A 22,196-nucleotide genomic window follows, 5' to 3' on the forward strand; every position below is an offset into this window, starting at 1 on the left:
CTCCTTACAAAAAAAGCCGCCACATATGTGACGGCCGGTCCCTCATTACTTCACTTCGCGGTAAAGCGTGTGACGACGGAGACGTGGGTTGTATTTGCGCAACTCGAGGCGCTCAGGGTTGTTACGTTTGTTTTTCTTCGTGATGTACGTGCGATCGCCTGTTTCTGTGCAAGCTAATGTAATTTTAACGCGCATTTCTTTCACTCCCATCTTAATGATGTTGTATCAAGTGCTTTTGCTTTACAGTCTAAGCATACTCAATTATCCTACCAAGTTTCTTATGAAAAAGCAAGGTTATTTCACGTTCTTTTTCATTGATTCCTGTCCATATGGAGAAGTCTCTATAGGTAGGCATGTGTTGACGTTCTCGCTCACCTTATACCATTGTTTTAGGTCGTGAATCGAGATCTCTTCCCCGACATATACGCGTTCTGATGCAGGAAACACGCTGTTTTCGATTCGATGGATTGCATCGAATAAACCACCGTGACCATGCGGATTGCGAGTCGCTTCAAAGGACAACATAGTTGAGTATAACGGAAGCGCAAGGGATTGCGCAAGTTCTCTTGCAGCAGGAATCGTCATCCAATCGAAGTGGTGAACCACTTTGAAGGAAACACGTTTCGAAAGTTCATGAACCAGTTTTACATAGGCGATATTTTGTGTTGCCACCTGGTTCATGACATGCTCTAAAAATGGACTAGTTGGACGAACACGATACACATGTATGTTTCCTTGTCGCTCATACTCAGGCAACTCGTCATGATATGGCGTTAATACATAGACGACTTCGCCATCGTCCGCTCTCGCCTCGATTTCGTCGACGACCCGTCTTCCGAGTCCTCCAACGATATGACCGTGATATTCAGGCGTGAGCACCAAAATGGCTGGTTTTTCTTCTTCCCGCTCGGTTGTCACATAGTAATCGTGAGGAGATAGGAACGAATCAATATCGATGTCTTCATCCTGAAGAAATGGATATGCAGCGTAATGATCATGTAGCAACTGTTCGGATACTCCATCCTGATAGAGTGCCGTTTCCAGTTCTGCAAAGAGTCGTGTGTGTTCACGGAACCGTTCGGCGGCATACTGTGCCGTCGTTTGCCCATCCAAGATGAACGCCCAGTCACTCGACACAGCCAATACGTAATGACGGATTAATTGTTTCAAGGCGCGATTCGTCGCTTCCGATTGATTACGATAGTCCGCCACGTCTTTTACGAGTTGCATCTCCATCATGTGCAAATGACGAAGCATCCACTCATTTCTTTCGTTAATCCAAACTTCACCATAACCTTTACGTCCCCATGTATTCATCGACACGTGGACCGTCTGTAAATCTTTAAAGTGACGTTCAAGGAAGAGCGCTGGCGTGATGGTTTCAATTCCAAATTCAGCAAGTCTCTCTGCTACTTTCCCAAGAAACTCTGGCCCCTCAAACCACCAGTGACCGAACAACTCCGCATCGAACGGAGCCGTGACTAAAAATGGTGGGAATGTCTGAGCACCGTGCGCTTCAAGATGTGATTCTAACGTTTTGGCAAAATCGGTCGCATGGTTTTCAATTTGATGTTCCGCCCATTCGCGCACGTAGAAATCCTTTTGATCCGTATCACCTGTAATCCGGTGCATTTTTAAACCCGTATCAAAACGAATTCCTTCCGGATGCATGAAGGACTGGATATAGTCCCAGTCCCGATCGTATGCCAAATCGCGGTAAAACTCACGATAATCCGGATGGCCTGGATATCCGATCATCGAACTCCAAATTTTACCTGAGATGATTTGATCCCGAGGGAATAACGCGATGCCATGTGGTGAATAAACAGGGGCTCCAATTCCTTTCTCTGGCGTCGGATCTGCGTCGAGAAGAGCATGTTCATCGACAAAGGTGTAGCGAATTCCTTCTTCATAAAGAATCCGATCAACTCCTGGTGTATAAGCACACTCTGGTAACCAGATGCCTGTTGGACGGAACCCATAATGACGTTCGAAACAGTTCAAACCTGTACGAATCTCAGCGCGCGCCGCCTGTTCCGTGAAGAGATGTGGATTAAATCCATGGGTTGCCGTACATGTCACCATGTCAATATAACCTGCCTCACGATATGTACGGAACGCCTCATTCAAATTTTTATTCCAATGAAGGAACGTATTTTTTAAATCGTGGTATCGTTGACGATAAAAATGTAACGTCGCTGTTTCTTCGTCTGTTCGGTCCTCAGACAATTCGAGGGCAATCAATTCGAGCATATCGTCTAAGTGTTCTACATAGCGATCCTGAATGAGAGGATCGGCAAGCATTTCAACGACAGGTGGGGAAATACTAACCGTCCAATGCAAGGGACGCTTCAAGCGATCGACTTGCCATAGAATCGGAAGATATGTCTCAGAGATGGCCTCGTAAACCCATCTTTCTTCTAAACGGTGTTTCTCTTCATGCCTAACGTACGGTAAATGAGCATGAAGGACGAGTGAAAAGTACCCAGGTTTCATAATAAAAAGTCCTCCTTAACGCACGAGTCGGTATGCTGCATATTTAGGTAACGTATCAAGTAGTTCTGGAGAATCAACTTCCCCGTATTGCCAACGTCGGACCGGTTCTGCGAATCGTCCGACTCCTACTGGTTCTGCCCGCGGCGTATCAAGCGGATTTGATGCGACAATTGGGAGAAACTCCCCTTCCATCGTCCGAATCCCAAATTCAAACACATATGTCGTATTCGGGTCGAGAGGGCGAACGAACCAGCTGTTCGTCATTTCAGGAAGATCGAATGTATAGGAGCGGTTTGCGTGACCGCTATTGTAATCAAGTAACGTAACATCAAGGATGCGAAACGCCTTCGGCAATTCTTCCCAGCGTCGCATAAATTGAAGCGCTAACGTTTCTTTCACGAGATCAGATACTTCCCAGCATACATACACTGCGTTTGGAGACTGTACGACCGCATGCATAAAGTCCACGTTGTACCGATCGGGTAGCTTCCAGTATCCTTCCGGACCCTTTTCAAGAAGTGGAGAAGTCGACACGTTGGCCGTCTCTTTCGCTGATGCCACTTGTTTGCGTGAGGTCGTCACCGACGTCTTTGCTTTCTTCGTTTCACGCTTTTTTTTCACAGGGGCAACCGCCTCCACTTCCTGTTGCTGATTTCTCCATTTACGCCATGCGTATTGGACTTTGCCAATCGGGACGTCTAATTCTGCCGCAATCTGTTTTAACGTAAGACCTTGTTGTTTCAAGGATACGATTTTCTCTTCCATCTCTATATGGCTCCCTTCATGTAAAATCCATGTAGACTATTATTCGCTCCTTGAGTTTGTATTCCTGCCCAAAAAAATAAAGAACAACAGCACTGTTGTTCTTTACCACTAATCTTATTGATTCAAATCATAATGTTTCCCTTTTTCGAGGAAAATTAAATGTTCTCCGAAGTTCGTCACATGATCGCCCATCCGTTCGAGGTATCGAGCAATGTTCGAGAATTCGTATACATCGTTCGTCCCAACCGTCATGGCCGGAAGAGAACCGATATATTGTTTAATCACCGTTAGATTGATGTCATCAATCACGCGGTCCATCTCATTGAGTTCACGAACACGGCTCACTTCACCTTTGCGATAGGCACGTGTCGCCAGTTCAAGCATGTCAATCAACTGCTCAGCCATCTTCTTGAGCGGTTGAATGTCGAGAACATAGGGAACGTGCTCGATTCGTGTCACCGCTTTTGCGATATTTGTCGCATAGTCCGCAATACGCTCTAGGTCTGTCGCTGATTTCATCGTCACAATCAGACGTCGCAAGTCAGTCGCGACTGGCTGCTGTTTTGCAATCAACAGGATCGCTTCATCGTTGATTGTCAACTCCAACTCATCTAACTCGTTGTCGTTATCAATCACGGTTTTAGCCAATTCGAGATCATGTTTTTCCAACACTTCGATTGCCGTCGCCGTTTGGCGCATCGTCAAGTTTGCCAATCGTACAACTTTATCTTCTAATTCAGTCAATTTCGTATCAAAAAATGTGCGGTTTTGTGCCATCAATCCAGTCTCCTCCTTAACCGAAACGGCCAGAAATATAGTCTTCCGTCCGTTTGTCAGATGGATTCGAGAAAATCTTATCTGTAACATCGAACTCGACAACTTCTCCATTTAAGAAGAATGCTGTTTTATCCGAAACACGGGCAGCTTGTTGCATGTTATGTGTCACGATGATGATTGAATACTGTTCTTTCAACTCTTGTACCAATTCTTCCACTTTTAGTGTAGAGATCGGGTCAAGGGCAGACGTCGGTTCGTCCATTAAGATGACATCCGGCTCGATCGCTAACGTACGCGCGATACAGAGACGTTGTTGTTGTCCACCTGAGAGACCGTAAGCATTCTCATTCAATCGATCTTTTACTTCATCCCAGATTGCCGCACCACGTAATGAACGCTCGACAATTTCATCGAGTACTTTTTTATTTTTGATTCCGTGCGTCCGCGGTCCATATGCTACATTGTCATAGACCGATTTTGGGAATGGGTTCGGTTGTTGGAATACCATCCCGACCGAGGTACGCAAATCTTCCACCTTGTATCCGCGATCGAAGATGTTACGACCATGGTATAAAATTTCACCGTTCGTCCGAACCGATGGCACGAGTTCGACCATCCGATTTAACGTCTTGATGAACGTTGATTTTCCGCACCCAGATGGTCCGATGATCGCCGTGACTTCATTCTTTTTAATATCGAGGTTGACGTCAATCAAAGCCTGGTCTTCTCCGTACCACAAGTTCAAATTGTTGACGACATAGGCGCTATCTTTTTTCATCTCAGTCGTTGTCGGTTCTGTCGTAGTTGTGTTCACGTTTTGATCTCCTTTGTTGAGCTCTTGTTGTTTCATCATCTCGAGCTTCCTCCTCATTCATCTGCAAAAAAGACTTAGTGTCGATTTGTATATTTGTTTCGAATATAGATTGCAACCGAGTTCATCGCGATGAGCATCGTCATAAGTACGATGATCCCTGCTGCCGCTAAGTTTTGGAACTCTGGTTGTGGTCGGCTCGTCCAGTTGTAAATCTGAATCGGGAGGGCCGTGAAGTCAGAGAAAATGTTACTCGGTGTTGTTGAAATGAATGTTGCCGCTCCGACCATGATGAGTGGAGCCGTTTCACCAATCGCACGGGAAACCGCTAGGATAATTCCCGTGATAATTCCTGGTAACGCCGAAGGTAACACGACGTTAAATGTTGTCTGCCACTTAGATGCCCCGAGTGCTAGCGAAGCGTGTCGTAATTCCATTTTGACTGCTCGTAGCGCTTCCTGTGAGGCCACGATGACAATCGGCAAACTCATAAGACCGAGCGTCAAGGCGCCAGCCATAACCGAGTTCCCTAATTCCATGACTCGAACGAAAATCGTCAATCCAAGTAATCCGAATACGATTGACGGAACGCCTGCCAAGTTCGAAATGTTGACTTCAATAAACGAAGTCATGCGATTTTTCGGAGCGTATTCTTCCAAGTAAATTGCCGCTCCAACACCGATGACAAACACCATCGGTACGATCAAGAGCATGAGCCATAACGATCCAATCAACGCAGGATATAATCCAGCCTGTTCAGGACGGCGCGACGGGAAGTTGCGCAAGAAATCAAGGTCGACCCATCCTGCGCCCTTTGACACGATGTCATAAATCAACGTCGATAAGACAACGAGCGCAAAGACAAGTCCCGCCAAAAAGATGTACTTAAATATTTCATTCAATTGTAAACGTCGTTTAATTCGTTGAGACACGGTCTCACGATTCATCAAGTTCTTCGTATTCTTGAACTCACTGTTCGGTAAAGCCATATTAGTACTCCTCTCTGAAGCGGCGCGTCACCCAGTTTGCGAATAGGTTCATCAATAAGGTAAAGACGAACAACAACGCACCGACCGCATAGATACTGTAATATTCGATTGTGCCGTAACCTGCATCACCTTTAGCGATTTGAACGATATACGCTGTCATCGTCTGAATCGCATTGAGCGGGTTGAACTCGAAATTCGGCTGTGAACCACCAGCAATGGTTACAATCATCGTCTCCCCAATCGCACGGCTCATTCCGAGAACGATAGAGGCGATGATTCCAGACGTCGCAGCAGGCATGACAACTTTCGTTGCAACCTCAAGACGTGTCGCACCTAAACCGAGTGCACCGTCCCGAATTTTCTTCGGAACAGCACTCATTGCATCCTCAGAAATCGAGGCAATCATCGGAATAATCATAATCCCGACGACAATCCCTGGGCTTAGTGCATTGTAAATTTGAAGTCCTGGGATGAGTGCTTGCAGAATCGGTGTAATGAATGACAAGGCGAAGAAACCGAATACGATCGTCGGCACACCGGCCAACACTTCTAGAATTGGTTTCAACACACGTCGTGCCCGTTCAGAGGCGTATTCACTTAAATAAATCGCAGACGCCAAACCGAGTGGGACGGCTACAATCATCGCAATCACAGTAATTTGGAGTGTTCCCATGACAAGTGCCCATACCCCGAAGCGCTGATCTGCACTAAGCGGGTACCATTCTGTCGATCCTAAAAATTCTGCGACAGGGACTCGTTCAAAGAACTTGAATAGCTCAAAGCCTAGTGTGAACGCAATACCAATGGTCGTGACGACCGATACGAATGCGCTCAAGAATAATAAGAACGGCATGATTTTATCAAACACGTTCGTCGTACTATATTTCTTTTGTTTATTTTGTTGAATCATCTCTCGAATCGAAAGCTTATTGTTCGGTTCATTCATCTCGTGTATCGCTCCCTACCTCTTCATACTAGAAAGCATGGCGAGAAGGCGAGACCGTGTCTCACCTTCTGCCACCTATCATCTTATTCTCCAGCGATTTCGTCGATCATCTTCATGTTTTCGTCGTAACGCGCTTGTTCCATACCGACATATCCCACTTCTTCAGAGAGCGCACCTGCGTTTTCGTTCATGAAGCGTGCGAATTCTGCAACTTGCTCTTTGTCTTTCAATGAAGCGTTGTTGACGTACGTGTAGATTTCACGTGAGAGTGGATAAGAAAGGTCATTGATTGTTTCTGGAGTTGGCTCTACACCCTCGACTGCCATGGCACGAAGCGTGTCTTTGTTTTCGATGTAGTATGCATATCCGAAGAATCCGATTGCACCTTCCGTTCCAGATACACCCGTGACGAGGACGTTGTCATCCTCTGACAATTGTGCGTCTTCACGAATGTCCGTATCGTCAAGGACGGCTTCATTGAAGAAGTCAAATGTACCTGAGTCTTTACCTGGTGCGAAGAATGAAATCTCCTCATCTGGCCAGTCTGAACGAACGTCTTTCCATGTCTTGATGCTTGTGTCCGTCCACATCTTATTCAATTCTTCAATCGTGATATCTTGTGCCCAATCGTTCGCTGGGTTAACAACAAGCGAAAGTCCATCAAGTGCAACCGAGAGTTGCGTGAATTCCACACCGTTTTTCTCAGCTTCGGCTGCTTCTTCTTCTTTGATTTCACGTGATGCGTTCGAGAAGTCTGTCTCTCCCGTCACGAAACGTTTGAAGCCACCACCCGTACCAGAGACACCGACTGTCACTTCAACTTCTGGTTGTTCAGCTGAAAATTCTTCTGCGACTGCTTCCATGATTGGGAATACAGTTGATGATCCGTCCATGACGACTTTTCCTGAGAGCGCATCGCCGCCTTCAGCAGCGCCACCTTCTTCATTGTTCCCACAAGCAGCACCTACGAGTGCGACTGAAGTGATTGAAGCGAGTAAAGCTGATTTTTTCATCCAAGACATTTGTGACGTCCTCCTTGAGTTTGCTTTGATTTTTGTTGTGGATTTGTTGTTCTGTCCTACAATTAATATCCTAATGAACTTCTATTAACGAGAAATAAACGGAACGTAAAAGAATTGTAAAGACAAAAAAAGAAGTCACCGAAGTGACTTCTTTTACTGAAGCATTGCATTGACATCTTCTAGATTAAAGTAAGCTTTCATGATATCGTGCGCGACACGCGTATTGATTCCTTCCGCCTCAAGTCCAGGCATGATGATCGCCCAAGCGATTTCCGGATCATCGAACGGTGCCCAACCGACATGGTTTGAGTTCAATGTCTTAATCGGTTCTCCGTTCGCATTTCGTTTCGCCTGACCGTCTGGGCCTTCTGCAATCGCTTGAGCAGTTCCGGTTTTACCTGCAGCCGTCATACCGGTTTCCTGTAGAATGCGAGACGAACCGGAAGAAGATTCAACCCCTTGACGATATCCTTCACGGACCCGTTGGATGTATTCATCCTGGATATCGACTTTATTCAACGCATTCGGTTGGAACGTGCTCACGACTTGCTTGTTGTTCTCATCAAGCGAACCCGGCTCAATGATTTCTTTCAGCAAGTGTGGTTGTACACGATAGCCACCGTTCGCCAATGCTGACGTATATTGCGCCAATTGAATCGGAGTATAAGAAATATACTGTCCAATCGACATATCCATCAGAAGTGTGACACGGTCCGGGATACTCCGGAATCCGGTCGACTCGAACGGCAAGTCAATTCCTGTCTCGATTCCGAGACCGAATTGTTTATAGTAGTGTTCCATCGTTTCAAACGCCTGCGTGACATTTTCCCCGACAATTTGACCTGTCGAGTAATAATCAGCCAGACGCAAAGCAATTTGGAACATATAGATATTCGATGACATCGCGAGTGCATCTAAGTCGTTGATGCTCCCCATATTCCGGTAGGAAGCTTTCACTGACGAACCAATCCGAATCGGAGCATCATAAATATACTCTCCCGGTTTCACGACGCCTTCTTCGAATCCATAGGCGACCGTCGCCCCTTTGATGGTTGATCCGATTTGGCTGGCACGAAGCACCGTACCGGTCGACACATCTTTGAATTCGTTCGTTTCCAAATCGAGTTCTTGTCCAGATAAGGCGAGCAATTCACCCGTTTGCGGATTCATGACGACCGCAAACGCTCGGTCGAAATGAGGACTTCCAGAGCGTCCTGCGCGAATCGCCTTTTTCAAGATTTCATCGACTTCTTTTTGGAACTCGATGTCGGTCGATAAGACGATATCTTTCCCTGGATTCCCACTCACTCGTGTCGGTTCACCGACCGGTTCCCCTTTGTACGTGGTGAACACATCATAGGCCGGCGTTCCCCGAAGGACGTTTTCATACTGTTGTTCCAAGTAGGAGGTACCAACCCGGTCGTTCAACCCGTAACCCTTCGCCTGATAAGATGCACGTTGTTCCGCCGGAATTTGACGATAACTTCCTAGGAAACTCTTGAACGTCTCATCATAAGGATAATCCCGTTGATAGTAAGGTTCGACACTCACTCCAGGCAACTGCTCTAAGTTCTCTTCGATGACCGCCATCTCTTTCGGGCTTGCACCGATTTTGATGACCTGTGGGTCGAGTGCATAGCCACTCTCCATATTGTGTTTAATGGCGATGATTTCTTCTGTCGCATCATCAAACGTGATCTCTTCTTCGGTGATTGAATCAAGTAAAAGCCGGTCCACGTCTTGGTTAGACAATGCGGCTCGCTCCTCTTCCGATAATTCTTCCAATAACGCTTGAGTCCGTTCTTGCGCCAATTCCGGATTCGTTGCAATCCAATAATCCTTTCGGTCTCGCTCCGTCATTTTACGGTCTTGTTTCGGAATGTCGACGATTTCCGCCAATTTTTTCGCGACGTCTAAACGTTCATCCGTCTTTGTCACTTGAGAGCGGCGATACATGACCGAGTAGTTTGAAATCGTATCCGCCAGCACTTGACCGTTCCGGTCGTAGATTTTACCTCGCGGCACTTCATATTTGATTTTACTCGACTCCGTTTTCTGTACTTCCCGAGCAATCCGTTCCCCATTCACGATTTGTACGACACCCAATCGAAAAATGAGGGTCGCAAATAGAATGAAGACGATGAAAAATAGTAAATTTAAGCGTAACGGTAAGTGGTTTCGCCGTTTTTTCGGCACTTTTACCCGATTTTTTGCCAAGTCCGTTTACTCCCTCCACGTTCATTTCCTTCTATATTATAGAGGACAGGAATCCCTGTCGTTTTGTCCGATTTTCACTATATCATAATTTGTTTACAAATTAATGAAAACCATAAAAAAACCCGAGATTCATATCAGAACCTCGGGTAAGACAAACTTATTTTGCGTCAGCGTACAATGTCGCCACATAATCCCAATCGATGACATGGAAGAATGCGTTGATATAGTCAGGACGACGGTTTTGGTAGTTCAAGTAGTAAGCATGCTCCCACACATCAAGACCGAGGATCGGTGTAACACCTTCCATGATTGGTGAGTCTTGGTTTGGAGTAGACGTGACTTCGAGTTTACCATTTTTCACAACGAGCCAAGCCCAGCCTGAACCGAAGCGAGTTGTTGCAGCTTTCGTGAATTCGTCTTTAAACCCATCGAAGCTACCGAACGACTCATCGATTGCAGCAGCGAGGTCGCCAGACGGAGTACCGTTCTCATTTTTCTTCAAGAGCTTCCAGAAGAACGAGTGGTTCCAATGACCGCCACCGTTGTTGCGGACAGCTGTTTGAATGTCAGCAGGAAGCGAATCGATTTTTTGAAGCAAGTCTTCGAGTGAAGAGTACTCCACATCTTTTCCTTCGAGTGCATTGTTTACGTTCGTGACGTAAGTGTTGTGGTGTTTCGTGTGGTGGATTTCCATCGTGCGTGCATCAATGTGTGGTTCGAGTGCATCATATGCGTAATCAAGTTGTGGTAATTCAAATTTAGCCATTACTAAAATCCCCCTTAAAAGTGTTTTGAACAACGTTCGTCTTAAATGTAACAGATATGTGACGGTCGACTCAATTGTAATGCTTTATTCAACATCTTCTTCTGGCAATGCCCAAACTGAAATCGACCCCGCCGACACTTTAAATACCCCAAATCCTTCTTCATCAATCTCAATTCGATCATTCAATGTATTCGTTAAATCGACCCATGTTTCACCGGCACGTTCTTCCCCGACAAACATTCTCTTTTGAGATTCATCAGAAGTTGAAATGAGGACGGCACATCCGGAACGTTCGATTTCCTCCACACCTTTTCGTACCCACCCGATGACGTTTGCATCATCAAAGTAATCATCCTGCTCCCCGTACGCTTTCTCTCGGCGTGCATACAGAAGCGTATCAATGGCGAGCTTCATCCCATCAGTCGGGTGAGGACCGTCTATACCGTAGTAATCGCCATAGAAGACACATGGATAACCATCTTTACGAAGTAAGACAAGACCATAGGCGATTTGCTTGAACCAATCTTTCACCCATGACTCAAGCGCCTCCTCGGGTTGTGAATCGTGATTATCTACGAACGTCACGGAATGAAGCGGGTGTGACTGAACGAGCGTATCATCAAAAATGGTTCGCATGTCAAACGCGGCCCCTTCCTCTGAGGCTTGATGTAATTTGTAATGGAGTGGGACATCGAATAAATCGACATGGTAATCGATGTTATCGAGAAATTCACGACAGGCATCAAGGTCAGATTTCCAAAACTCGCCGACAAAATAGAATTGGTCACCTTTCTCTTCCCGCATCGTCTGACTGAACTCTTTTACAAAGTCATAGTTGATGTGTTTAATGGCGTCAAGACGGAATCCATCACATTTCGTCTCTTCGATGAACCATTTCCCCCAATTCAACACTTCTTCGCGCACATCGGGATGGTGGTAGTCGATGTTCGCAAACATTAAATAGTCATAGACACCGAATTCATCATCGACGTTATCGTTCCATCTTTTGTTTTCTCCAACGATAAAGAAAATACCGGAACGATCAGTCGCCGCATCATAATCCGTTCCGTTAAAATGTGTGAAGTCCCATTTAAATGAAGAATATTTCCCATCACGAGCTTCATAATCAAATTTTGTCCACCCTTCGATTTCAAACGCTTCATCCGAGAGGACTTTCGTACGGTCGTCGGGATCGACTTCTAACACTTCAAACTTCTCGGTCGCATCCGCCCCGGCTTTATGATTCATGACGACATCCATATAAATCTGCATCCCAAGTTCTTGTTGACAATAGGTCGTTGCTTCAAGTAGTTCTTTTTTCGTTCCATATTTTGTGGCAATGGACCCTTTTTGATCGAACTCGCCCAAATCATATAAGTCATAGATTCCATAACCGGTATCTTGATCACTTTGCCCTTTTGTGACAGGTGGTAGCCATAGCGCAGTGATTCCTGCTTTATTTAAGTCGGCTGCTCTCTCTTTTAGTCGCTTCCAATGCTTTTGATCTGCCTCGACATGCCATTCAAAAAATTGCATCATGGTGTGGTTTCGTTCCATTTTGTCCGCCTCATTTCATATTTTTCAAAAAACAAAATGCTAACGAGTATTTACCCAGCAATTTTAAATTGAAAACAAAAAGCGACGTTCACAATGTGACGTCGCTTACGAATGGACCCTGTAGGACTTGAACCTACGACCGGACGGTTATGAGCCGTCTGCTCTAACCAGCTGAGCTAAGGGTCCTTATAAATAGCGGCGGAGGGAGTCGAACCCACGACCTCACGGGTATGAACCGTACGCTCTAGCCAGCTGAGCTACACCGCCATGTTGTTATACAGTAATAATATACTGAATATGTCCTAGAGTGTCAAGGAGTATTCCTTGCCAAATAAGAAAAGCACCCCAAATTTCATTTGGAGTGCTCCTGATTTATACGGTTACTTCGTTTGCATCTTCGAGTGTGATTTCCGTGATGTTCATGGCATGGTCACCGATTCGCTCCAAGTTCGAGAGCATATCAACAAAGAACATACCTGCTTGCCCATCACAAGCACCTGTGTTCAAACGAACGACGTGGTTCTTACGGAATTGACGCTCGAGCATGTCGAGTTTCGCTTCCATTTCAATGACTTTACGTGCTTCAACCATGTCGCCGCTCGCCAACGTCTGAAGAGATTTCTCTAACGTTGCACGTGTGAGGTCGTACATTTCAGTCAATTCTTTTTGTGCATCTGCCGAAAGTGTCACTTTCGTAGCTGTCTTATAATCAATCAACTCAATGATGTTCTCAACGTGATCACCGATTCGCTCGATATCGTTGATGGCATGCATGAGCGTTTTGTGCTCCTGTGACTCTTGTTCCGTCAAATCAACGGCAGCCAACTTCACGAGGTAATCTGTAATCTTCGCATTCAACGAGTTCAATGCCTCTTCGATATGTGCCGACTTTTCAGCGTGCTTCTTGTCGCCAGTCGTCAAATAGTTGCGTGCTTCATCAAGACCAAGTTTTGCGAAATCTCCCATACGGATGACTTCATATTTCGCTTGCTCGACTGCAATCGAAGGCGACTGTTGAATGAAGATCGGATCTAAATGTTGTGCTTTCGTATCAACGATTGAGTCTTCACCTGGGACCAATTTCGTCACAATCCAAGCAATCGTTCCGATGAACCAGAACTGGATCAATGTGTTGACGACGTTAAACGTACCGTGTGCGAATGCAATTTGCATCTTATCTTCGATTGCTAAGAGATCTGTGATCCAATAGATATAGTTTGTGAACGGAACTAACAAGATCATAAAGATTGTCGTACCAATCAAGTTAAAGATGACGTGTGCCGCTGCTGCACGACGTGCGGCAACTGATGCACCAATCGATGCCAAAATCGCCGTGATCGTTGTTCCGATGTTATCACCGAACAATACCGGTAAAGCAGCACCTAAATCGATGGAACCACCAGCATATAGTTCTTGCAAGATTCCGATCGTCGCAGACGATGATTGAACAATCACGGTAAATACTGTACCAACGATGACACCGAGGAACGGATTGTCACTCATTGATTGCGTCAAGTCGATGAAATATTCGCTTGAACGAAGTGGTTTCATCCCACTTCCCATCAATTCAAGTCCATAGAACAACATCCCGAAGCCAAAGAAGATTTGACCGAGGTGTTGTAATTTTTCTTTTTTAAAGAAGAACAACAATACTGCACCGATTGCAATGATTGGAAGCGCATATGCACCAACATCGAATCCGATGATGAACGCCGTCACCGTCGTACCGATGTTCGCCCCCATGATGACCCCGATTGCTTGACGGAGTGTCATGAACCCGGCGCTAACAAGTCCGACCGTAATGACGGTTGTACCTGAAGATGATTGAATCAATACTGTCACAATAATCCCGGCGAGTACACCGAGGAATGGATTCGTTGTATACTTATCAAGGATGTCGCGCAGGCGATTCCCTGCAGACTTTTGGAGTCCGTCTCCCATCGATTTGATCCCGAAGAGGAAGATCCCTAGACCTCCAAAAAACATGAATAACATTTCTTGCAAATTGTATTCCACGATTTTTGTACTCCTTTTAATTAAGAATTGGTTGGATTTGCTTGGTTTTTAATGCCCTACTCATTATGCCTTCATCGGCAGTATCATGTAAACACGTTTAATGTAAAAGTTTTATTAAAACACTGTACCATTATTTTAGATTATCGGCTTACTGTAATATAACAGATTGGAGTTTTTAGTATGCTCTCTACCATTTTGACTTTTCTTCAAACGAGCCTAGTCCCATCGAAACGCGCACTTCGACTTCGTCTAGCTCCGCTCCATGCCTACATGGGCGCCACATTCATCTTAACTCTCGTCATTACCATACTAGACTTTTTCGTGATTCGTCCTGACTTTTTCATCCCGATGTGGCTATTCTTGCACGGCTTCGCCATCTTCTTCTTCTATTTGATTTGGGTTGCACTCATGGCATTGTATGTCCAACTGTTTACGAAAATCTATTCAAAGAACAAATGGGCTTATCGTCAAGCCTGGCCATATGCTGTGGCGATGACACTCATCCCAACCTTGTTATTGGTCATCTTCTATCATTTGAATCCCGATTTCCTGACCCTCGGCTTTATAATCGGTCTCGGCTATATCAGTTTTCCGCTAACAAAAGTACCACAACCAAAACAACGTCGGGCCTCTTGAGCCCGACGTTATTTTATGTTGGTGACAGTTCCTTTAGCGTCTGATTCAATGCTTCACTTTGGTCTCCAAGATTCGTTCCCGCGTCTTGAAGGGCAAGCTGAACATCTGACCAGCGATCGACACCTGTATTCAATTCAATCAATTTTCGTTCAAGCAATGAACTGATTTCGCGCAATTGTTCATTCGATTCCATTAAATGAACCAGCTGCTGGCCCGTACTCGATGTATGGACCGTAATCGCTTGAAATTCGTCAAGCTGTACTTTTATCTCACGATCGATGGTTTCAATTCCTGACTCGACACGACTAACGGCATCTTTTAAATGGTGAACTTCTTTAATGAAGTCATTAACTTCAGATAGCAGGTCCGTTCGTTCTGTGTTTAATGCTTCGATGGCACTGACCGCTAAAAGCGTCGATTCGTTTGTCATCTTCGCCAAATTCCCAACTTCACTGGCAACGACAGCAAATCCTTTGCCGTGCTCTCCTGCTCGTGCCGCTTCAATCGATGCGTTTAACGATAACATCTTTGTTGCCGCCGATACGGATAAGATACTTTTCAGCGCAACATCTGCCTTCGAAGAATTCGTCTCACTCTCAAGAAGTCGTCTTTGAATCGACTCCACTTGTTTCTCGACGTAATCACTCACGTCTCTTACAGAAGAGAACGTCTCAAGTTCTTCATGTAAAATAGACTTCAATTGATTCCCTCGCTCGTCCACACTCGTGATTTGCTGTTCAAGCGCTTCGATTTGTCGCGTCACATCTTTCATTTTAGATGTAGAGCCGTTTGTCACCGATTGATATGAATAGCTCGTCGATTCAACCGTAGCCGCCACTTCCCGAAACTGCTCCACCTGTTCGTGACTGTTACGTAATTCTTGTTTAAAGACAGGTAAGCTTTGATTGAACGCCGTTGCCGTTTTTCCCATCATGGACATCGATTGATTCCAAAGCGTGATGAACGCGTTGAACTCTGTTTCTAACATATGAATCTCTTTTGACTTCGATCCAAGTGTGACATCATCGAATCGGCGTGATGCCACGGCACTTCGTAACGAATCAGCCAACACACTGAGTGGTTTCACTTCACGGTGAATCAACCGTGTGAAGAGGACCATCACGCCAACCATCGCAATCAATACGATGAAGGCGATATGTTGGCGTAGCGAACTCATCGGACCCAAAACTGATTCTTTCGTAACGACAAGGACGTAATCCGCTTTTAGTTCAGGTATCGGGACAGAAGCCACTAATAACGTTTCAGTTTCTTTCACTTCCGCTTCAGAACTGTTCGACAACTTGCCGATCAATTTCTCTGTCGCTATGCTTTCCTTCCCAGTCAGCTGTTCAATTGCTTGATCACGCACTAAAAATTGTGCCGCATCAAACTCATCCCCCGATAAGATTGAAGCCTGTTGCATATAGGCTGACTTCAGCGAGCGTGCCAACTGTTTCTCATTCGCAACGTAGGCACTATATGACGTTTTAATCGATTCTCGCATGACAGTGACTTCTCGCATGAGCCGTTGCTCGATTTCTGATGCCAAGAGTTGCTCAGATTTGATTGCGAACCACCCGAATGTGAGCACGAAGACGAGTAAGACAATTGGCATGAGCGTCCACTGGAGTCGGTTGGCCAATTTAGGATACTGACGTGCCTCGTGCAACGGTCTCTTCCACTTGACTGGATTTTGTTTAAAGTTCCACTTCACAGATGCCACCTCTTTTTCTAATCTCGCCTATATATCGGTCTTGAGACGGTGGAAAATTATGAAGTAGATGTTAAGATAGCGTTAGAGTTTGTAAAGAGCACACATCCGTCACGCATCCTAGATGCTTTTTCACATTCTTTTCGTTATGATAATGAAGAAACCCTATCATCTTAAATCGATTGGATTCTTTCCAAAAGAAGGAGATTACGTATATGTCAGAAATTTTGCATCGTTCATTAACACGTCCGGTCCGCGTCGGTAACTTGATTATCGGAGGATCGAACGAAGTCATTATTCAATCTATGACCACTACGAAAACGCATGACGTCGAGGCGACAGTCGCCGAGATCAAACGTCTTGAGGAAGCTGGTTGCCAAGTCGTTCGCGTGGCTTGTCCAGACGAACGTGCAGCTGACGCACTTGCAGAAATTAAGAGCCGCATCAACATCCCGCTCGTCGTCGACATTCATTTCGACTACAAGCTTGCTTTAAAAGCCATCGAAAGTGGCGTCGATAAAATCCGGATCAACCCGGGTAACATCGGCCGCCGTGAGAAAGTAGAGGCCGTCGTCAACGCGGCGAAAGCAAAAGGGATTCCAATTCGAATCGGGGTCAATGCCGGTTCATTAGAAAAACAATTCCTTGAAAAGTATGGATATCCGACCGCGCAAGGTATGGTCGAGAGCGCGATGCACCACGTGAAGATTCTCGAGGACCTCGGCTTCTACAACACGATCATCTCGCTCAAAGCTTCAGACGTAAACCTTGCTCTTGAAGCATACACACTCGCTGCGAAGACGTTCGATTACCCACTTCACGTCGGAATCACAGAGTCAGGTCCACTCTTCTCCGGTTCACTCAAATCGGCTGCTGGACTCGGTGCGATTCTGTCTCTTGGAATCGGTTCAACGGTTCGAGTTTCACTTTCAGATGACCCGGTGGAAGAAGTAAAAGTTGCGAAAGAAGTGCTCAAGTCATTCGGACTTGCGGCAAATGCCGCGACTTTGATCTCTTGTCCGACATGTGGACGAATTGAAATTGATTTGATTTCGATTGCAAAAGAGGTAGAAGAATACATCCAAAACATCAACGTCAACATTAAAGTCGCTGTTCTCGGATGTGCGGTAAACGGACCAGGTGAGGCTCGTGAAGCAGACATCGGAATCGCAGGCGCACGTAACGAAGGACTTCTCTTCCGTCACGGAAAGATTATCCGCAAAGTGCCTGAGGCGACGATGGTCGAAGAATTGAAAAAAGAAATCGATGCGATTGCCGCTGAAAAAATGGCGGAACGTGAGCGCGAAGAACAAGAGCTCGCAAACCAATCAAATTAATGAATCTCATGCCCGTACGGTTGCAACCGTACGGGTTTTTGATAGAATAGAGGGCATGTGAGGAGGAGTGATGAGATGCGAATCGGCATTGATTTGGATGGAACCGTTACAGATCCTAAAAGTTGTTTTCTATATATGAATGAATCACTCGGCTATTCAATTGACTATCATCGTGCGACCGAGTACGAGTTACACACGTATACGACGATGGAACAACATGAATTTTGGAAGTTTATGATTGAAGAGGGGCATGAAGAAGCGATTTACCGTCGTTCTCTTCCGCACTCTGATGTGTTGGATGTGTTATGGGAATTAAAGCAGCAGCATCACCTGCACTACGTCACGGCCCGAAGTGAGGCAGTTCGACCGGTTACGGAAGAATGGATCAAACAGCATCGCTTGCCACTCGATTCGTTGGTCATGACCGGTTCTCACGATAAAATCAATGTCGTCAAAGACTTGTCACTCGAACTGTTTATGGAAGACCGGTATGAGAATGCCATCTCGATTCATGAAGAAACGTCAATTCCCGTACTCCTATTCGACGCACCCTATAATCGTAAGACGTTACCAGAGGGCGTAACTCGCATTTCGACATGGCGTGAGGCGCATTACCATGTCGCGCAATTGGAGAAACAAATCGTTCTACAGCAACGTTAAAAGGCAAGCCCGACGCAATCGGGCTTGCCTTTTACATTCGTCCGAGCTCTTCGATTAAATCGCTTGCGAGTACACTTGCGGGGTGTATCGTCTGGCTAATCGACTTGGCAGCGAGCGCATGCCATAGCACCGCTTGCTCGTTCGGTGACGAAGGTTTTTCTTTTCTAGCCCATAGCGCCAGAAGGATGCCAGTCAACACGTCCCCACTTCCACCTTTCGCTAACGCCGACGCTTCAACAGTATTGACGGCACCTGTTCCGTCAGGTGTGACGATGAGCGTATACGTGCCTTTCAAAATCAAATGGACCCGGTGTCGTTTCGCGAACTCACAAGCGATGGAGAAGCGGTCTGCCTCAATCTCTTCGACCGATTTACCGGTCAATCTTGAAAATTCACCTGGATGCGGTGTAAGCGTGAGCGGCCCCCGAGTTTCCAGTCGTTTCGTCGACAATGCCCCAGCATCCAAAATGACAGGACAGGGCTGCTGTTTCGCGTATTGCCAGATGAGATTCAAGGCCTCCCCTTCGACCATTCCGGGACCGATGGCCAGTGCATCGTACGATTGTTCCACCACATCGGTGTGTTGCTGATACATCGCTTCAGGTAATGTTGAGATGAGCGGGCTCGCTTCGCGTGGAATGGATAGACGCAATAAGCCAATGCCAGAACGAGTTGCAGCACGACCACCCAAGAATGGTGCACCGAGAAAATGACGACTCCCTCCGATGAGCATCCCATGTCCATATGTCGTCTTATGGCTGAATTGATCACGCCCCAAAAGAGATCGATCGAAATCAGTTTCGGTCAACACCTTCCAATCGGATGTATGCGGGAGTCCGATATCAACCCGTTCCACTTTGCCATAGAACGGAGCCGTCCGATTTAAGAATGTCGAACGCTTGAAACCGTGTAACGAATACGTATATGTCGCCCGAATCGCCATGTCATCAAAGTCACGAGTGTGATCACTCGGTATGCCTGACGGTACGTCAATCGAGATGACCGGCGTCGATTGATGATTCACCCATTCAATCACTTCCCGCGCGTGACCAGTCACGGGACCGGACAATCCGACACCGAACAGGGCATCAATGATGACATCTGTTTCAATCGGCCGCTCCACAAGGTGAATAAATGCGGAGGCGTAGGAAGCGTGTATTGCAGCCGCCTCAGACTTACTTTTCCCTAACGGTGACCATACGCTGACCTCATGCCCTCTCATAGCAAGCTCTCGAGCAACGACCCAACCGTCCCCACCGTTGTTGGCCGTCCCACAAATCACCAAAATGGTAGACTGCGAATCGATTCGAATGTGGGGCACAATCGCCGAGGCCGCTCGCTCCATCAACACCTCTTCGGGCATCCCATTTTGGATTGCTGTGCGATCAATCCGCTTGATTTCAGCAGCTGTATAGATCATCTGACCTCCCCCTTCGATACAAAAAAGGGATTGAATCAAATCAATCCCTTTTGCTTACATTCTTTACAATACCCATATATCTCAAATTTATGATCGACCACTTCAAATTCAGGGTCGAGCGCCTCTACGAAGCGCATCGGACATAAATCGAGCAGTTTCGTCTTTCCACAGCTCCGACAAATCAAATGGTGATGGTGATGCGCTGCACTACAGGTGACTCGAAAGGATTTCTCACCATCGAGTTCCGTCGCTTCAAGTAATCCTTCCTCCGCGAACGACTTCAAATTTCGATATACCGTGTCAAAACTCATCGTCGGATGTTTGTCTCGCATGTACTCGAGTACTTCCTTCGCACTGATATATCGGTCTTCTTCAGAGAGATAAGCATACATTTCAAGACGTTTCGGCGTCACTTTCAAAGAAGATGCACGCAGACGATTCAATCGTTCAGTCTCATTCATGTTGTACCTCCTTTTTCTTAAAACTCATGACTTTCTCGAGCGCCATGACGGCTGCTAAAATACCGACCGCAATCAATACGATGACACCGCCTGGAGCGACATCGAGATCATATGCAAGGACGAGCCCACCGATTGTCGCGACCTCTCCGAAGATGATGGACCAGAGAATGGTCTGTTTGAAGCTCGATGTAAAGCGTAGCGCCGCTGCGACGGGTAACGTAATCAAGCTAGATACGAGAAGCGTTCCGACAATTCGCATGCTAACGGCAATCACAAGCGCTACGATGAACATGAATAACATATGAAGCATCGTACTCGGTAATCCCGACACTTTTGCCTGCTCTTCATCAAACGATAAGAACAACAACTGCTTATAGAAGATAAAGATCACAAGAAACGTCAAGACGGCCACACTGACAATCAATGTGATGTCCGACTGACTCACGGCAGAGATCGACCCGAACAAGAGTGTGGACAAGTCGACCGAGAATCCTCGCGATAGCGAGATAAAGATGGCACTGAGTCCCATTCCTGCGGACATCATGATCGGAATGGATAGTTCCTGGAAGTGCACATATTTCCCTCGAAGCCAGTTGAGCCCTAACGCCGCCAATACAGAGATGAGCGTTCCCATATAAAGGGGATTGAGATCAGCGAATAGAGCGATATATTGTCCGAGAAATAAACTGAATGAAATTCCGGCAAGCGTCATGTGTGACAATGCATCGGCAATCAAGCTCATCCGTCTCACCACGATAAATGAACCGATGAGCGGTGCGGTAAACCCGATCACAAGTGCTGCAATGAACGCATAACGTAAAAAACTATATGTCCAAAGATCTGTGATCATGTCGTTCCCTCGTGAACAAGTACTTTAACAGGATAAGGTTTGATGGATGATGCGAGTTCTCCGAGCTCGCTGTATTCTCTCAGTCCACAATTACATGCCAATCGTCCGCGGTCGAGATGGACGACTTTTGTGACGAGGTCGGTCACCACGTTTAAATCGTGGGTGACGAGGACGAACGTACAAGTCGTATGTTCACGAAGCATATGCAAGACTTCATAAAAATCTTGTAAGTGCTTTTGGTCCACACCGACGGTCGGCTCATCGAGAATCAATAGATCAGGTTGGTTGACCATCGCTCGGGCGATAAAGACGCGCTGTTGTTGTCCTCCGGATAGATCTCCAATTTTCCGATGACGATACTGCCACATGTTGACTGTTTGTAACGCATTTTGAATCGCTGCCTGGTCTTCCATCTTCAAACGTTTGAATAAACCGAGACGTCCATATCTACCCATCGCGACTACTTCTTCGACGGTAACCGGGAATCCCGAGTTAAAGGAAGCCGCTTTTTGGGAAACGTAACTGATACGAGACTTATCTTTAAACTGCGAAATGGGCTTGCCGAACAATTCGACCGACCCTTGCTGTGGGTTCAGTAATCCAAGAATGGTTCGAATCAAAGTCGACTTCCCAGAACCGTTTTCTCCGACGATTGCGACAAAGTCCCCTTGCCGAATATCAATCGATACGTTTTGTAAGGCCGGTGTCCCATCATAGAAATAAGACACCTCGTTTAATTTGACGACAGATGTAGTCATC

General features: G+C 46.1%; 20 protein-coding genes and 2 tRNA genes. 3 read left to right on the top strand and 19 right to left on the bottom strand.

The window, feature by feature from the left end; genetic code table 11:
- Nucleotides 1-45: 45 nt before the first annotated feature.
- From rpmG to KNO73_RS05755, 14 genes are all read right to left on the bottom strand, one after another.
- Entirely contained in the window at nucleotides 46-210 is a 165-nt protein-coding gene (gene rpmG, locus KNO73_RS05690; RefSeq protein WP_255313299.1) for a 50S ribosomal protein L33, read from the bottom strand.
- Nucleotides 211-294: 84 nt separating this feature from the next.
- Nucleotides 295-2,496 carry a 1,4-alpha-glucan branching protein domain-containing protein gene (locus KNO73_RS05695; RefSeq protein ID WP_214812940.1) on the bottom strand — a complete coding sequence of 734 codons (2,202 nt, stop codon included), beginning with the start codon at nucleotides 2,494-2,496 and terminating at the stop codon, nucleotides 295-297.
- 15 nt (nucleotides 2,497-2,511) lie between these two features.
- Nucleotides 2,512-3,261 carry a DUF4912 domain-containing protein gene (locus KNO73_RS05700; RefSeq protein WP_214812943.1) on the bottom strand — a complete coding sequence of 250 codons (750 nt, stop codon included), beginning with the start codon at nucleotides 3,259-3,261 and terminating at the stop codon, nucleotides 2,512-2,514.
- Between the two features lie 114 nt (nucleotides 3,262-3,375).
- Nucleotides 3,376-4,038 (bottom strand): phosphate signaling complex protein PhoU, encoded by a 663-nt coding sequence (gene phoU, locus KNO73_RS05705; protein ID WP_012726611.1) that lies wholly within the window; start codon nucleotides 4,036-4,038, stop codon nucleotides 3,376-3,378.
- A 16-nt stretch (nucleotides 4,039-4,054) separates the two neighbouring features.
- Nucleotides 4,055-4,816 (bottom strand): phosphate ABC transporter ATP-binding protein PstB, encoded by a 762-nt coding sequence (pstB, locus tag KNO73_RS05710; RefSeq protein WP_224862754.1) that lies wholly within the window; start codon nucleotides 4,814-4,816, stop codon nucleotides 4,055-4,057.
- Between the two features lie 110 nt (nucleotides 4,817-4,926).
- A complete protein-coding gene (gene pstA, locus KNO73_RS05715) occupies nucleotides 4,927-5,838 on the bottom strand; it encodes a phosphate ABC transporter permease PstA (protein WP_214812957.1) in 912 nt (303 codons plus the stop codon).
- A 1-nt stretch (nucleotide 5,839) separates the two neighbouring features.
- A complete protein-coding gene (pstC, locus tag KNO73_RS05720; protein ID WP_012726614.1) occupies nucleotides 5,840-6,784 on the bottom strand; it encodes a phosphate ABC transporter permease subunit PstC in 945 nt (314 codons plus the stop codon).
- 83 nt (nucleotides 6,785-6,867) lie between these two features.
- Nucleotides 6,868-7,806 (bottom strand): PstS family phosphate ABC transporter substrate-binding protein, encoded by a 939-nt coding sequence (locus KNO73_RS05725; protein WP_214735207.1) that lies wholly within the window; start codon nucleotides 7,804-7,806, stop codon nucleotides 6,868-6,870.
- Between the two features lie 153 nt (nucleotides 7,807-7,959).
- A complete protein-coding gene (locus KNO73_RS05730) occupies nucleotides 7,960-10,023 on the bottom strand; it encodes a peptidoglycan D,D-transpeptidase FtsI family protein (protein ID WP_214735208.1) in 2,064 nt (687 codons plus the stop codon).
- A 157-nt stretch (nucleotides 10,024-10,180) separates the two neighbouring features.
- On the bottom strand, nucleotides 10,181-10,789 hold the full coding sequence (locus KNO73_RS05735) for a superoxide dismutase (RefSeq protein WP_012726617.1): 609 nt from the start codon (nucleotides 10,787-10,789) through the stop codon (nucleotides 10,181-10,183).
- Nucleotides 10,790-10,873: 84 nt separating this feature from the next.
- Nucleotides 10,874-12,346, bottom strand: coding sequence for an alpha-amylase (locus KNO73_RS05740; RefSeq protein ID WP_078147132.1), 1,473 nt, complete (start codon nucleotides 12,344-12,346; stop codon nucleotides 10,874-10,876).
- Between the two features lie 112 nt (nucleotides 12,347-12,458).
- Nucleotides 12,459-12,532 (bottom strand) — tRNA-Ile (locus KNO73_RS05745).
- Nucleotides 12,533-12,539: 7 nt separating this feature from the next.
- Nucleotides 12,540-12,613, bottom strand: a tRNA-Met gene (locus KNO73_RS05750).
- A gap of 105 nt (nucleotides 12,614-12,718) precedes the next feature.
- On the bottom strand, nucleotides 12,719-14,362 hold the full coding sequence (locus tag KNO73_RS05755; RefSeq protein WP_078147133.1) for a Na/Pi cotransporter family protein: 1,644 nt from the start codon (nucleotides 14,360-14,362) through the stop codon (nucleotides 12,719-12,721).
- A gap of 180 nt (nucleotides 14,363-14,542) precedes the next feature.
- Between KNO73_RS05755 and KNO73_RS05760 the strand changes: the two genes are divergently transcribed.
- On the top strand, nucleotides 14,543-14,998 hold the full coding sequence (locus tag KNO73_RS05760; RefSeq protein WP_078147134.1) for a hypothetical protein: 456 nt from the start codon (nucleotides 14,543-14,545) through the stop codon (nucleotides 14,996-14,998).
- 13 nt (nucleotides 14,999-15,011) lie between these two features.
- On the opposite strand, the gene KNO73_RS05765 is transcribed toward KNO73_RS05760, so the two are convergent.
- Nucleotides 15,012-16,712: a methyl-accepting chemotaxis protein gene (locus KNO73_RS05765; RefSeq protein WP_215112203.1), complete on the bottom strand. Its 1,701-nt coding sequence runs from the start codon at nucleotides 16,710-16,712 to the stop codon at nucleotides 15,012-15,014.
- 212 nt (nucleotides 16,713-16,924) lie between these two features.
- Here KNO73_RS05765 and ispG point away from each other — a divergent pair, with 212 nt between their 5' ends.
- Both ispG and KNO73_RS05775 read left to right on the top strand, forming a co-directional pair.
- On the top strand, nucleotides 16,925-18,046 hold the full coding sequence (gene ispG / locus KNO73_RS05770) for a flavodoxin-dependent (E)-4-hydroxy-3-methylbut-2-enyl-diphosphate synthase (protein WP_012726622.1): 1,122 nt from the start codon (nucleotides 16,925-16,927) through the stop codon (nucleotides 18,044-18,046).
- A 75-nt stretch (nucleotides 18,047-18,121) separates the two neighbouring features.
- Nucleotides 18,122-18,706, top strand: a complete 585-nt coding sequence (locus KNO73_RS05775) for a hypothetical protein (protein ID WP_078147136.1) — start codon at nucleotides 18,122-18,124, stop codon at nucleotides 18,704-18,706.
- Nucleotides 18,707-18,737: 31 nt separating this feature from the next.
- Here the strand turns inward: KNO73_RS05775 and KNO73_RS05780 are convergent, their stop codons facing one another.
- Genes KNO73_RS05780 through KNO73_RS05795 form a run of 4 tightly spaced genes read right to left on the bottom strand, consistent with a single transcriptional unit; the run spans nucleotide 18,738 to nucleotide 22,195 of the window.
- Nucleotides 18,738-20,126: an NAD(P)H-hydrate dehydratase gene (locus tag KNO73_RS05780; protein WP_215112204.1), complete on the bottom strand. Its 1,389-nt coding sequence runs from the start codon at nucleotides 20,124-20,126 to the stop codon at nucleotides 18,738-18,740.
- A gap of 35 nt (nucleotides 20,127-20,161) precedes the next feature.
- A complete protein-coding gene (locus KNO73_RS05785) occupies nucleotides 20,162-20,587 on the bottom strand; it encodes a Fur family transcriptional regulator (protein ID WP_078147138.1) in 426 nt (141 codons plus the stop codon).
- Nucleotides 20,580-21,437, bottom strand: a complete 858-nt coding sequence (locus KNO73_RS05790) for a metal ABC transporter permease (protein ID WP_078147139.1) — start codon at nucleotides 21,435-21,437, stop codon at nucleotides 20,580-20,582. The genes KNO73_RS05785 and KNO73_RS05790 overlap by 8 nt, the downstream gene beginning before the upstream one ends.
- Nucleotides 21,434-22,195: a metal ABC transporter ATP-binding protein gene (locus tag KNO73_RS05795; protein ID WP_214737028.1), complete on the bottom strand. Its 762-nt coding sequence runs from the start codon at nucleotides 22,193-22,195 to the stop codon at nucleotides 21,434-21,436. The genes KNO73_RS05790 and KNO73_RS05795 overlap by 4 nt, the downstream gene beginning before the upstream one ends.
- Nucleotide 22,196 lies beyond the last annotated feature (1 nt).

This window comes from Exiguobacterium sp. s83 (assembly GCF_018617095.1).
In the GTDB taxonomy this organism is placed as follows: Bacteria; Bacillota; Bacilli; order Exiguobacteriales; family Exiguobacteriaceae; genus Exiguobacterium; species Exiguobacterium profundum.